Here is a 13,416-nt window from a genome sequence, read left to right on the forward strand (position 1 = left end):
CCGGGAAGGGATAAAAAAGCTCCACCCGAAGGTGGAGCCTGAAGGGATTATTCTACGGTGACGGACTTCGCCAGGTTACGCGGCTGGTCAACGTCGGTGCCTTTGATCAGCGCGACGTGATACGCCAGCAGCTGCAGCGGAACGGTGTAGAAGATCGGGGCAATGACCTCTTCCACATGCGGCATCTCAATGATGTGCATGTTGTCGTTGCTGACGAACCCGGCATCCTGATCGGCGAAGACGTACAGCTGGCCGCCACGGGCACGCACTTCTTCGATGTTCGATTTCAGTTTTTCCAGCAGTTCGTTGTTCGGTGCAACGACGATGACCGGCATATCTGCGTCAATCAGCGCCAGCGGGCCGTGTTTCAGCTCGCCTGCGGCGTAGGCTTCCGCATGAATGTAAGAGATCTCTTTCAGCTTCAGCGCGCCTTCCAGCGCGATAGGGTACTGATCGCCACGACCGAGGAACAGCGCGTGGTGTTTGTCAGAGAAATCTTCAGCCAGCGCTTCGATGCGTTTGTCCTGGGACAGCATCTGCTCGATACGGCTCGGCAGCGTCTGCAGCCCGTGAACGATATCGTGCTCGATAGACGCATCCTGGCCTTTCAGACGCGCCAGTTTCGCCACCAGCATCAACAGCACAGTCAGCTGGGTGGTGAACGCTTTGGTCGATGCCACGCCGATTTCGGTGCCGGCTTTGGTCATCAGCGCCAGATCCGATTCACGTACCAGAGAAGAACCCGGCACGTTACAGATCGCCAGCGAACCGAGATAACCCAGCTCTTTCGACAGACGCAGTGCTGCCAGGGTATCCGCCGTTTCACCGGACTGGGAAAGAGTGATCATCAGGCTGTTACGGCGCACCGCTGATTTGCGGTAGCGGAATTCCGAGGCGATTTCGACATCGCACGGTACGCCCGCCAGCGCTTCAAACCAGTAGCGCGACACCATCCCCGAGTTGTAAGAGGTGCCGCAGGCCACAATCTGAATATGCTCGACGTTGGCCAGCATTTCGTTGGCGTTAGCGCCCAGCTCGCTGAGATCCACCTCGCCGTGGCTGATACGCCCGGTCAGGGTGTTCTTGATCGCGTTCGGCTGCTCGTAGATCTCTTTCTGCATGTAGTGACGGTACGCGCCTTTGTCGCCCGCGTCGTACTGCAGGTTGGATTCGATCTCCTGACGCTTCACCTGCGCGCCGGATTTATCAAAGACCGTCACACTGCGACGGGTCACTTCCGCGATATCGCCCTCTTCCAGGAAGATGAAGCGACGGGTCACCGGCAGCAGCGCCAGCTGATCGGAAGCAATGAAGTTTTCGCCCATCCCCATGCCGATCACCATCGGGCTACCGGAACGTGCCGCCAGCAGGGTGCTCGGATCGCGGGAATCCATAATCACTGTACCGTACGCACCGCGCAACTGAGGAATGGCGCGCAGCACTGCTTCACGCAGCGTACCGCCCTGCTCCAGCTCCCAGTGAACCAGGTGAGCGATAACTTCGGTGTCAGTTTCAGAGACAAAAGTGTAGCCACGCGCTTTTAACTCTTCGCGCAGCGGTTCGTGGTTTTCGATAATGCCGTTATGCACCACCACAATGTGTTCAGACACATGCGGGTGGGCGTTACCTTCAGACGGTTCACCGTGCGTTGCCCAGCGGGTGTGCGCGATGCCTGTTCCGCCGTGCAGCGGCGTTTCTTCCGCGGCTTGCGCCAGCATTTGCACTTTACCGAGACGGCGCAGGCGGGTCATGTGACCTTCTGCATCAACCACTGCCAGACCGGCAGAGTCATAGCCACGGTATTCCAGACGGCGTAAACCTTCGAGAAGGATTTCAGCAATATCACGCTGCGCAACTGCGCCAACAATTCCACACATAGTTAGATTTCCTGATAATGGCGATTTGCCATGCGTTGTCGCTGACCTGTATTACTCTTCGTCTTTTACGCTGAGACTGTATTGGCGGGCATGTTTTCCGCCGGGCCACAACGCGAAATCCTTTGAGTAATGCCCGTTAGGGCGCCCCGAGCCTTGTAGAGAGTGGGGTTATATTTATAGGTACTGCCTTTGGGCGGGGGATTATGTTATCCCCTCATCCCCTGTCCACCGGCAATGCCGACAGACAAATTCGTCGGGCGAGTAAGCGAAGTGCCACCCGCCCTGGTTTTACTTTTTCTTCACCGGACGCTGCCAGCCTTGCTTGTGAACCTGCGGTACGCGGCTGAGCACCAGCTCATTGTCCGCCACATCGCGCGTCACAGTCGTTCCGGCGGCGATGGTCACACCGTTACCGACGGTGACCGGAGCCACCAGCTGCGTATCAGAGCCAACAAATACATCGTTACCGATAATGGTTTTAAACTTGTTCGCGCCATCGTAGTTACAGGTGATGGTACCCGCACCGATATTGACGTTATCGCCAATTTCCGCGTCGCCCAGATAGGTCAGATGACCGGCTTTGGAGCCTTTACCCAGGCGCGCTTTTTTCATCTCGACGAAGTTGCCGACGTGAGCGCCTTCCAGCAGCTCAGCGCCTGGACGCAGACGCGCGAACGGGCCGATAGTGCAAGCCGCTTCCAGATGCGCATCTTCCACCACGCTATACGGGCTGATTTCGCAGTCATCGCCAATCACGCTATTTTTGATCACGCAGCCGGTACCGATTTTGACGCGATTCCCCAGCGTGACCTGACCTTCAATAATAACGTTAGTGTCGATTTCCACATCACGCCCGTGAATCAACGCCCCGCGCAGATCAAAACGCGCCGGATCGCGCAGCATTACACCTGCCAGCAGCAGCTTTTCAGCCTGCTCAGCCTGGTAAACGCGCTCAAGACGGGAGAGCTGCAGACGGTTGTTCACGCCCTCAACTTCGCTCAGGCGATCGGGATGAACCGCCACGATCTCGTTACCTTCCTGGTGCGCCAGGGCAATGATATCGGTGATGTAGTATTCACCCTGGGCATTGTTGTTGTTCAGTTTAGCCAGCCAGCGCTTCATGTCTGCGCCGTTGGCGATCAGGATTCCGGTATTGATTTCCTGAATCTGACGCTGTTCGTCAGAGGCATCTTTATGCTCAACGATACCGGTCACTTTGCCGTTTTCACGCGTGATACGACCATAGCCTGTCGGGTCGTCCAGTTTGACGGTCAGTAAACCGATGCCGCCCTGCGGTTTGGCTTCACGCAGGCGAGTCAGGGTTTCCACCGCGATCAGCGGGACATCACCGTAGAGCATCAGAATGTCTTCGTCATCGGCAAAGAACGGCGCGGCCTGCTGCATCGCATGGCCCGTTCCCAGCTGTTCTGCCTGAAGTACCCAGTTGAGTTTGTCATCGCGCAGCGTTTGCTTAAGCAGATCGCCGCCGTGGCCGTACACCAGATGCACTTTGCTGGCGCCCAATTCGCTTGCGGCATCAATGACATGCTGCACCATTGGCTTTCCTGCCAGGGTGTGAAGCACCTTAGGAAGATCGGAATACATGCGGGTACCTTTGCCTGCGGCAAGGATGACCACGCTCATCGTATTGTTCAACATACGCGTCCTGACTGTAATTTGAGTGAGAAGTAAAACCCTTTGACGTTGAAAATTCTACATATTTTGCGCCATAAAATGGACTGCTGGTAAAACGCTCAACATCGGCTGCTTATCGCTATTTGAGGATAGATTTGAGGCCAGAGTAAATCACTTTTTCTCTGGAAAATAGCTTTCTTGCGGCAAGTCGTAAGCATTCACAACAGGTTAGCTATTTTTTCGCCTCAAGAATAAAGATCGCTCTAAAGCAAAACAGTGTTTTAATTATTCAATATTGTGACATCTAAAAAAGAAACACTGTTTCATCTTGATGATAATGGCGCTCAATTATCAATCAGGAGAATAAAATGAATTATAAAATACCTCTGGCCCTAATGATGTGTAGCTCCTTTGCTGTCTCGGCTGCTGAGCAGCACGTCTGGAAAGCCATTGCCTTTGGGCAGTCTACGGATCTGAATTTTTCCTCGAACGTCCTGCCGGAAAAAATCGGCGTCAACGATGTCACCATTGATGGCAAAAAACTCACGCCGCAGGACAGCGCAGATCTCACGAAACCCGTCACCCTTGAAAGCCGGGGCGGTAAGATCGCCAACTCTCACGATGGATTAACCTTTTTCTATACCGAACTGCCCACCAGCGAAAATTTCGAGCTACAGGCTACCGTTCGGGTTGAGCAGTTTGGGCCGGAGAATGGCGCAAAACCCGCCGCGCAGGAGGGGGCTGGCCTGCTGGTGCGTGATGTGATCGGTGTGCCGCGCCAGCAGCCGCTCAGGGAGGGCTATGAAGAGTTTCCTGCCGCCTCCAACCAGGTGATGAACGCCATCATGACGCAGGATAAAAAGGACAATGTGCGGGTAAAAATGCAGGCGATCACCCGCGAGGGGATTTCTCAACCCTGGGGCAATGCGGGTGCAGGAATCAAAAAGCAAAGCTACAAAGAGGAGATCGACCTGAGCCAGACGCCGGAATTCCGTCTGAAACTGCAACGAACCAACGACGGATTTATTACAGCCTGGTCGCCCGTCGGCAGCGATGTCTGGGTGAGCCAAAGCGTGCCACGCGCGGACCTTATTTCAGTGCAGAAAAGGGACCATTATTACGTCGGCTTCTTCGCCTCACGTAATGCAAAAATAACGGTGTCAGATGCCTCTCTCACGACTTCAGCGGCAGAAACGGTCACCTCAAAACCCTGGCAGGCAAAAGCGCTGCCGGTGGTGGTGCAGCTGAATTCCGCAGCGAAAAGCACATCAGAGAAGTATTGGGTCCAGGCCCGGGCGAATAGCGACGGCGTTTTCAGCGTGCGTCAGAACGAAGTGGTGATCGGTAATGATAAAGCGGTCAAAGCCGGAGAGATGTACTCCCTGCCGACCACGCTGACAGAGACCAATGCCTTTAACCTGAGCTTTACGCCCGCGCAGGGAGATACGGTTCATCAGCAGTTCACTGTCGAGAAGGTCGATGGTTTTACGGCAACGACACTCTACGCCGCACCTGACGGCACGGCCGACGGACAGGGAACGATCGCCTCGCCGCTGGATTTGGCGAGTGCAATTAACCTGCTCGCACCGGGCGGCACCCTTATCCTGAAAGCCGGAGAGTATCCGCGCAGCGATATCCCACTGGCGGCCAGCGGTCATGCCGAACTGCGTAAAACGCTGCTGGCAGAAGGCAAAGCCGTGATCCATGGTCTGCTGGTGGACGCCAGCTACTGGAACATTAAAGGCGTCGATATTACGGACAAAAGTCTGCGCATCCAGGGCAGCCATAACCTGATTGAAAATGTGACTGCATACCGTAATGACGATACGGGCATTCAGATATCGTCCCCGGATAACGTGGGCCGACCGCTGTGGGCAAGCGATAACCGGGTGATCAACTCGGAGTCTTACGCCAACGTTGATCCCGGCAAAATCAATGCCGATGGGTTTGCGGTGAAGATGCGCGTGGGTGAGGGCAATCGTCTGGAGAATTGCTATTCCCACGACAATATCGACGATGGCTTTGACCTGTTCAATAAGATAGAAGACGGCGCAAATGGGGTTGTGGTGATCGAGAACTCTATCGCCCGCAATAACACCAGCAACGGCTTTAAACTGGGGGAGAGGGGCAGCCAGTGGCGCATGAAGTGCGTAACAGCAAAGCGGAAGGGAATCAGTTGGACGGGTTTACCGACAACTTCAATCCTGGGAAACTGGTGGTGACGAACAATCTGGCGGTGGACAATCAGCGCTTTAACTTTATCTTCCGTCCGAGTCCGTATGGAGATGCCTCAACGCAGGGTATTTTCAGCGGGAACAAATCCGTGCGGACGAAACCGGGCCGCTATGACGATGCCGTGGTCGGCAATATTGATGAGACGAATTATTTTATCGCGGACGGGAAAAGCGTGAATAACAACGGGGAAGTGCTGCCAGATGGCGCTTCGCTTATCACACAACGGTAAGCGTGGCGCCACTCGGCATACAGCAGATTACAGATTACAGATTGAACGTACCGAAAGAGACGTTCATATTGCTGAAGAGAGCGATGACTTTATTGATCAGTTTCATGTTGGTATCCCAATGTTGTTGGCGTTAATTATGTGACACACATCACAAAAAGAAGTCTACTCCTCAATATTTAACCGATCAATATTTTTGTGATGAAAATCACAAAAAATTAAAACGCCTTTTCAGTTCCATAAAATCTGAAACGCAGCCATAAAAAAAGCCAGTCTGAAACCAGACTGGCTTTTGTGCTTTTCAAGCCGGTGTTACATCGCTTTTTTGGTCAACTCGATAACGCGCAGTTTCGCGATCGCTTTGGCCAGCTCAGCTGAGGCCTGTGCGTAATCCACGTCGCCGTGAGAGCTATTAATGTGCTCTTCCGCTTTACGCTTCGCTTCCAGAGCTCGCGCTTCGTCGAGATCCTGGCCACGAATAGCGGTATCAGCAAGAACGGTCACACTACCAGGCTGCACTTCAATCATGCCGCCGGACAGATAGATAAACTCTTCGTGACCGAACTGTTTCACGATGCGGATCATACCAGGCTTAATGGCGGTGAGCAGCGGTGCGTGCCCTGGGAAAATACCCAGTTCACCTTCACTACCCGTTACCTGGATTTTTTCGACCAAACCAGAGAACAGCTGTTGCTCTGCGCTGACGACGTCCAGGTGGTAAGTCATTGCCATATCACCCTCCGATTAAGGCGTTAAAGTTTTTTGGCTTTTTCCACGGCTTCGTCGATGGAACCAACCATGTAGAACGCCTGCTCTGGCAGGTGATCGTATTCGCCTTCCATGATGCCTTTAAAGCCACGGATGGTGTCTTTCAGGGAAACATATTTACCCGGTGAACCGGTGAATACTTCCGCAACGAAGAACGGCTGGGACAGGAAGCGCTGAATCTTACGCGCGCGAGCTACCACCAGTTTGTCTTCTTCAGACAGCTCATCCATACCCAGGATGGCGATGATGTCTTTCAGTTCCTGGTAACGCTGCAGCAGGGACTGTACGCCACGCGCGGTGTCGTAGTGTTCCTGACCAACAACCAGTGGATCCAGCTGACGGCTGGTGGAGTCCAGCGGGTCAACGGCCGGGTAGATACCCAGAGACGCGATCTGACGGCTCAGTACCACGGTTGCATCTAAGTGAGCAAAGGTGGTGGCTGGTGATGGGTCAGTCAAGTCATCCGCAGGTACGTATACCGCCTGTACGGAGGTGATAGAACCGGTTTTGGTTGAAGTGATACGTTCCTGCAGAACGCCCATCTCTTCCGCCAGAGTCGGCTGATAACCTACCGCTGAAGGCATACGACCCAGCAGTGCAGATACTTCAGTACCGGCCAGGGTGTAACGGTAGATGTTATCGACGAACAGCAGTACGTCACGACCTTCGTCACGGAACTTCTCAGCCATAGTCAGGCCGGTCAGTGCCACACGCAGACGGTTTCCTGGTGGCTCGTTCATCTGGCCGTAAACCAGGGATACTTTATCCAGAACGTTGGAATCGGTCATTTCGTGGTAGAAGTCGTTACCCTCACGAGTACGCTCACCCACGCCTGCAAACACGGAGTAACCGGAGTGCTCGATCGCGATGTTACGGATCAGCTCCATCATGTTTACGGTTTTACCTACACCCGCACCACCGAACAGACCGACTTTACCGCCCTTAGCAAACGGACACATCAGGTCGATAACTTTGATGCCGGTTTCCAGCAGTTCCTGAGAGCTTGACAGCTCTTCGTAGGAAGGTGCTGCACGGTGGATTGCCCAACGGTCTTCTTCACCGATGTCGCCTTTCATATCGATCGGCTGACCCAGCACGTTCATGATACGACCCAGCGTTGCTTTACCAACCGGGACTTCGATCGGGTGCTCGAGGTCTTTTACTTCCAGACCACGACGCAGACCGTCGGAAGAACCCATGGCGATGGTACGCACGATACCACCACCGAGCTGCTGCTGAACTTCCAGCACCAGGCTCTCATTACCATTCATAACCTCAAGAGCATCGTACACGCGCGGTACGGCATCCTGAGGGAATTCGACGTCAACCACGGCGCCGATTACCTGGACAATTTTTCCAGTAGCCATCTTGAATCCTCTACGAATTAACCTGGTTATACCGCGGATGCACCACCGACGATTTCGGTGAGTTCCTGAGTAATGCTGGCCTGACGAGCTTTGTTGTATACCAACTGCAGCTCTTTAATCAGGCTGCCGCCATTGTCGGTCGCGGCTTTCATCGCCACCATACGTGCGGCCTGCTCGCTGGCCAGGTTTTCTACCACGCCCTGATAAACCTGAGATTCAACGTAACGACGCAGCAGGGTATCCAGCAGCGGTTTCGGATCAGGTTCATACAGATAATCCCAGGCTTTATGTTTTAACTCTTCATCTTCTGATGCCGGCAAAGGCAGCAGCTGAGTGAGTGTCGGAACCTGAGACATGGTATTAATAAATTTGTTGCTGACAACGTACAGCCTGTCCAGACGGCCTTCATCATAGGCCTGCAACATCACTTTAACCGGGCCGATCAGTTCGGACAGGGACGGGTTATCACCCATGCCGGTCACCTGAGCGACAATATTGCCACCCACTGAATTAAAGAAAGAAACGCCCTTAGAGCCGATCATCGCGATATCGCTCTGAACGCCTTTGTCGGACCAGACTTTCATATCCGCCAGCAGCTTTTTGAACAGGTTAATGTTCAAGCCACCGCACAGACCACGGTCGGTAGACACCACCAGGTAGCCCACGCGTTTAACGTCGCGTTCTTCCAGGTAAGGATGCTTATATTCCAGATTACCGTTCGCAAGGTGACCAATCACTTTGCGCATGGTATCTGCATAAGGACGGCTGGCCGCCATGCGATCCTGCGATTTACGCATTTTGGAAGCGGCGACCATTTCCATCGCTTTAGTGATCTTCTGCGTGTTCTGGACGCTTGCGATCTTACTACGTATCTCTTTTGCGCCGGCCATGAGCTTCTCCTCAATGCCTTGCGGCCTGTCCTAAGACAAGCCGCCGGACGTTACCAGGACTGGGTTGCTTTGAAGGAATCGAGGATAGCTTTCAGCTTGCCTTCGATTTCGTCGTTATAGCCACCGGACTGGTTGATCTCTTGCATCAGCGGAGCGTGATCACGGTCAACGTAAGCCAGCAGTGCGGCTTCGAAGCTACCGATTTTCGCCAGTTCCACATCTTCGAGGTAACCGCGTTCAGCCGCGAACAGCACCAGGCCCTGTTGTGCAACAGACATAGGGGCATACTGTTTCTGTTTCAGCAGCTCGGTCACTTTCTGACCATGGCTTAACTGCTTACGGGTCGCTTCATCCAGATCGGAAGCGAACTGAGAGAACGCAGCCAGTTCACGATACTGTGCCAGAGCGGTACGAATACCACCGGACAGTTTCTTGATGATCTTAGTCTGAGCAGCACCACCCACACGGGATACGGAGATCCCTGGGTTAACCGCAGGACGAATACCGGAGTTGAACAGGTTGGTTTCGAGGAAGATCTGACCATCGGTAATGGAAATTACGTTGGTCGGAACGAACGCAGAAACGTCACCCGCCTGGGTTTCGATAATCGGCAGAGCAGTCAGAGAGCCGGTTTTACCTTTAACTTCACCATTGGTGAATTTCTCAACGTATTCCGCGTTAACGCGGGATGCGCGCTCCAGCAGACGGGAGTGGAGGTAAAATACGTCGCCCGGGAATGCTTCACGTCCTGGTGGACGACGGAGCAGCAGGGAAACCTGACGGTAAGCAACAGCCTGTTTAGACAGGTCATCGTATACGATCAGCGCATCTTCACCGCGGTCACGGAAGTATTCGCCCATTGCGCAACCGGCATATGGCGCCAGGTATTGCAGTGCAGCAGATTCAGAAGCGGTTGCAACCACAACGATGGTGTTTGACAGCGCGCCGTGCTCTTCCAGTTTACGAACCACGTTAGAAATGGTGGACGCTTTCTGGCCGATAGCCACGTACACACATTTAATGCCGGAATCGCGCTGGTTGATGATCGCATCGATTGCCATCGCGGTTTTACCGGTCTGACGGTCACCGATGATCAGTTCACGCTGACCACGACCGATTGGGATCATGGCATCAACGGATTTGTAACCCGTCTGCACTGGCTGATCAACGGACTGACGTTCGATAACGCCCGGTGCGATAACTTCGATTGGCGAGAAGCCATCGTTATCAACAGGACCTTTACCGTCGATTGGTGCACCCAGGGTGTTCACCACGCGACCCAGCAGGCCACGGCCAACTGGAACTTCAAGAATACGACCAGTACATTTGACTTTCATGCCTTCGGCAAGGTCAGCGTACGGGCCCATAACTACAGCACCTACGGAGTCGCGCTCCAGGTTCAGTGCGATAGCGTAACGGTTACCCGGCAGGGAAATCATCTCACCCTGCATACAATCGGCAAGGCCGTGGATGCGGATAACACCGTCACTTACAGAAACAATAGTACCTTCGTTGTGAGCTTCACTCACAACACTGAACTGAGCAATGCGCTGCTTGATCAGTTCGCTGATTTCGGTGGAATTCAGTTGCATGCTCCAGTCCCCTTAAGACTGCAAGACGTCTGCAAGGCGTTCAAGACGGCCGCGTACGCTGCCATCAATGACCATATCACCCGCTCGGATGATTACGCCTGCCATTACAGACTTATCGATTTTGCAATTCAGCTTAACTTTGCGTGACAGACGTTTTTCCATCGCGGCGGTGATCTTCGCAAGCTGTTCTTGGCTCAGTTCATTCGCAGAGGTTACTTCAACTTCGGCGGTAGCTTCACTGAGGGCACGTAAGTGCTCAAACTGCTCGAGAACATCCGGGAGCACTCGCAGACGACCATTCTCAGCCATGACCTTAATCAGGTTCTGGCCATTGTCATCCAATTGCTCACCACAAATGGCGATAAACGATGCAGCAAGGGTTTCAGGTGCTAAGGCACCGGAAAGCATCTCAGCCACTTGCTCGTTTTTCGTTACCTCAGCGGCAAACGCCAGCATATCCTGCCAGCGATCGACATTTTGGTGTTCGACAGCAAAGTCAAAAGCTGCTTTGGCGTAGGGGCGAGCTACCGTAACAAATTCAGACATCAGCCCCTCCCTCCTTACAGTTCAGCGACAAGTTTGTCCACGATGTCGCTGTTAGCAGCTTCATCCACGGAACGTTCGATGATCTTCTCGGCGCCAGCAACAGCCAGAATCGCAACCTGCTTACGCAGTTCTTCACGAGCACGTTTACGCTCAGCATCAATTTCAGCCTGAGCTTGTGCAACGATCTTAGTACGTTCCTGTTCTGCTTCAGCTTTGGCTTCGTCCAGGATCTGAGAACGGCGCTTGTTAGCCTGTTCAATGATTACCTGAGCTTCAGCTTTCGCTTTTTTCAGCTGGTCTGTCGCGTTGGCCTGTGCAAGGTCCAAATCTTTCTTAGCGCGCTCTGCGGAAGCCAGACCGTCAGCAATTTCTTTCTGACGTTTCTCGATGGCTGCCATTAAAGGCGGCCATACATACTTCATGCAGAACCAGACAAAGAGAATAAACGCGATGGCCTGGCCGAGGATTGTTGCGTTCATGTTCACAGCACAATACCTCTTAAATTTCTGTGGCTTGGGTTTTTAAAAACGACTTACGCGACAGCAAACATCACGTACAGACCCAGACCTACAGCGATCATCGGGATTGCATCCACCAGACCCATAACGATAAAGAACTGAGTACGCAGCAGAGGAATCAGATCCGGTTGACGCGCAGCGCCTTCCAGGAATTTGCCCCCGAGGATGCCGATACCGATCGCAGCACCGATAGCCGCCAGACCCATCATCACAGCGGCAGCCATGTACAGCAGATCCATATTCAGGTTTTCCATGACAGTCTCCAGTTTGTTTCAATAAAAACGTAGTAGTGGTGGTTAAAAAATCAGTGCTCTTCAGACGCCATCGACAGATAGACGATCGTCAGAACCATGAAGATAAAGGCTTGCAGCGTAATGATCAGGATGTGGAAAATGGCCCATGGCACATTCAGAACCCACTGTGACCACCACGGCAGAAGACCCGCGATCAGAATGAAAATCAGCTCACCCGCATACATGTTACCGAACAGTCGCAGACCAAGTGAAACCGGTTTGGACAGCAGGCTTACGCCTTCCAGGATCAGGTTGACCGGAATGAACGCCCAGTGGTTGAACGGCTGCAAGGTAAGCTCTTTCACAAAGCCGCTTACGCCTTTCATTTTGATGCTGTAGAAAAGAATCAGGATGAATACGCCCAGCGCCATGGACAGGGTGATGTTCACGTCAGCAGACGGAACCACACGCAGTGCCGGCAGGCCGAGAACATGCTCACCGATGTACGGCAGCAGGTCGATAGGCAGAAGGTCCATCAGGTTCATCAGGAAGACCCAGACGAAGACAGTCAGCGCCAGCGGAGCAATCAGCTTGCTCTTACCGTGGTACATGTCTTTGACGCTGCCATGAACGAAGCCGATGACTAATTCGATAGCCGTCTGGAATTTCCCTGGAACACCGCTGGTCGCCTTTTTAGCAACGCTACGGAACATGGCCAGGAACAACAGACCCAACACCACCGAGAAGAACATGGAGTCAATGTTGAGCGTCCAGAAGGTGGCCGGGGGTTATGCGGATCCACCAGCGAGAATGTACGCAGGTCCATCTGAAGGTTCGTCAGATGGTGACCTATGTAATCCTGCGGCGTCATATTTTCTGAAGCCATGATGCCTTTTACCCTTTGTTGTTGATTACAGCTGGCGCCAGAACTTGTACCACCAGCACCAAAACCCACGTCGCGATCAGCGGCAAAAATACCACTTTGAAAACAGCCAGCGCCAACACCAGAAAGGCAAAGGTTAGCAACACCTTACACACTTCGCCAAGAGCGAAGGACCAGGCCACGCGGCCTTTGGCAGGTGTATGCGCCTGATGACGCCAGGCAAAAATCATAAACAACATGTTTGGCAAAACCACTGCCAAACCTCCACACACTGCGGAGATGCCCCAGAAGGGGTCTTTGAGGCAGAACAGCAGTCCACTTGCTATCACCGCCAGAAACTGAATGAACAGAAGCTTACGAGCAACGTTTCGACTCAAGAGCGACACAGACATCACGTTTTTACTCCTGCTCCCTTCGAGGTATGTCGCGTGTCGTATAAAACGTCCTTTAAGGCTCAGAGTCAAGCATCAAAAAGCGGTCAAATTATACGGTGCGCCCCCGTGATTTCAAACATTAAGTAGCGAAAAGGTGAATAAATGTTTAAATAATTTTCCCCACCGCTATTTTTTAACTTTTCGCCAAACCACGACCCATCCGATAAAACTGCAAACTGCGCAGAAACATTGATGATAAAGCGTGCACGAGA

Annotated in this window: 10 protein-coding genes and 2 pseudogenes; 1 reads left to right on the forward strand and 11 read right to left on the reverse strand. The window is 53.1% G+C overall.

What is annotated here, in order from left to right:
- Positions 1 to 47 precede the first annotated feature (47 nt).
- Both glmS and glmU read right to left on the reverse strand, forming a co-directional pair.
- Positions 48 to 1,877, reverse strand: coding sequence for a glutamine--fructose-6-phosphate transaminase (isomerizing) (glmS, locus tag DAI21_RS04440; protein WP_100778292.1), 1,830 nt, complete (start codon positions 1,875 to 1,877; stop codon positions 48 to 50).
- 288 nt (positions 1,878 to 2,165) lie between these two features.
- Positions 2,166 to 3,536, reverse strand: coding sequence for a bifunctional UDP-N-acetylglucosamine diphosphorylase/glucosamine-1-phosphate N-acetyltransferase GlmU (glmU, locus tag DAI21_RS04445; RefSeq protein ID WP_107702581.1), 1,371 nt, complete (start codon positions 3,534 to 3,536; stop codon positions 2,166 to 2,168).
- A 344-nt stretch (positions 3,537 to 3,880) separates the two neighbouring features.
- Here glmU and DAI21_RS04450 point away from each other — a divergent pair.
- Positions 3,881 to 5,976, forward strand: a pseudogene (locus DAI21_RS04450) (right-handed parallel beta-helix repeat-containing protein).
- 309 nt (positions 5,977 to 6,285) lie between these two features.
- Here the strand turns inward: DAI21_RS04450 and DAI21_RS04455 are convergent.
- From DAI21_RS04455 to atpI, 9 genes and pseudogenes are all read right to left on the reverse strand, one after another.
- Positions 6,286 to 6,705, reverse strand: coding sequence for a F0F1 ATP synthase subunit epsilon (locus tag DAI21_RS04455; RefSeq protein WP_107702582.1), 420 nt, complete (start codon positions 6,703 to 6,705; stop codon positions 6,286 to 6,288).
- A 20-nt stretch (positions 6,706 to 6,725) separates the two neighbouring features.
- Entirely contained in the window at positions 6,726 to 8,108 is a 1,383-nt protein-coding gene (gene atpD, locus DAI21_RS04460; RefSeq protein ID WP_100778296.1) for a F0F1 ATP synthase subunit beta, read from the reverse strand.
- Between the two features lie 26 nt (positions 8,109 to 8,134).
- Positions 8,135 to 8,998 carry a F0F1 ATP synthase subunit gamma gene (atpG, locus tag DAI21_RS04465; protein WP_100778297.1) on the reverse strand — a complete coding sequence of 288 codons (864 nt, stop codon included), beginning with the start codon at positions 8,996 to 8,998 and terminating at the stop codon, positions 8,135 to 8,137.
- 50 nt (positions 8,999 to 9,048) lie between these two features.
- The gene (gene atpA, locus DAI21_RS04470; RefSeq protein WP_100778298.1) at positions 9,049 to 10,590 is read right to left on the reverse strand and encodes a F0F1 ATP synthase subunit alpha; all 1,542 of its coding nucleotides are present in this window, start codon (positions 10,588 to 10,590) and stop codon (positions 9,049 to 9,051) included.
- A 12-nt stretch (positions 10,591 to 10,602) separates the two neighbouring features.
- The gene (gene atpH, locus DAI21_RS04475) at positions 10,603 to 11,136 is read right to left on the reverse strand and encodes a F0F1 ATP synthase subunit delta (protein WP_100778299.1); all 534 of its coding nucleotides are present in this window, start codon (positions 11,134 to 11,136) and stop codon (positions 10,603 to 10,605) included.
- A 14-nt stretch (positions 11,137 to 11,150) separates the two neighbouring features.
- Entirely contained in the window at positions 11,151 to 11,621 is a 471-nt protein-coding gene (atpF, locus tag DAI21_RS04480; protein WP_015961084.1) for a F0F1 ATP synthase subunit B, read from the reverse strand.
- A gap of 47 nt (positions 11,622 to 11,668) precedes the next feature.
- Positions 11,669 to 11,908, reverse strand: coding sequence for a F0F1 ATP synthase subunit C (atpE, locus tag DAI21_RS04485; protein ID WP_000429386.1), 240 nt, complete (start codon positions 11,906 to 11,908; stop codon positions 11,669 to 11,671).
- 50 nt (positions 11,909 to 11,958) lie between these two features.
- Positions 11,959 to 12,773, reverse strand: a pseudogene (gene atpB / locus DAI21_RS04490) (F0F1 ATP synthase subunit A).
- An 8-nt stretch (positions 12,774 to 12,781) separates the two neighbouring features.
- The gene (gene atpI, locus DAI21_RS04495) at positions 12,782 to 13,162 is read right to left on the reverse strand and encodes a F0F1 ATP synthase subunit I (RefSeq protein WP_100778301.1); all 381 of its coding nucleotides are present in this window, start codon (positions 13,160 to 13,162) and stop codon (positions 12,782 to 12,784) included.
- Positions 13,163 to 13,416 lie beyond the last annotated feature (254 nt).

This window comes from Lelliottia sp. WB101, assembly GCF_003051885.1.
GTDB lineage: Bacteria > Pseudomonadota > Gammaproteobacteria > Enterobacterales > Enterobacteriaceae > Enterobacter > Enterobacter nimipressuralis.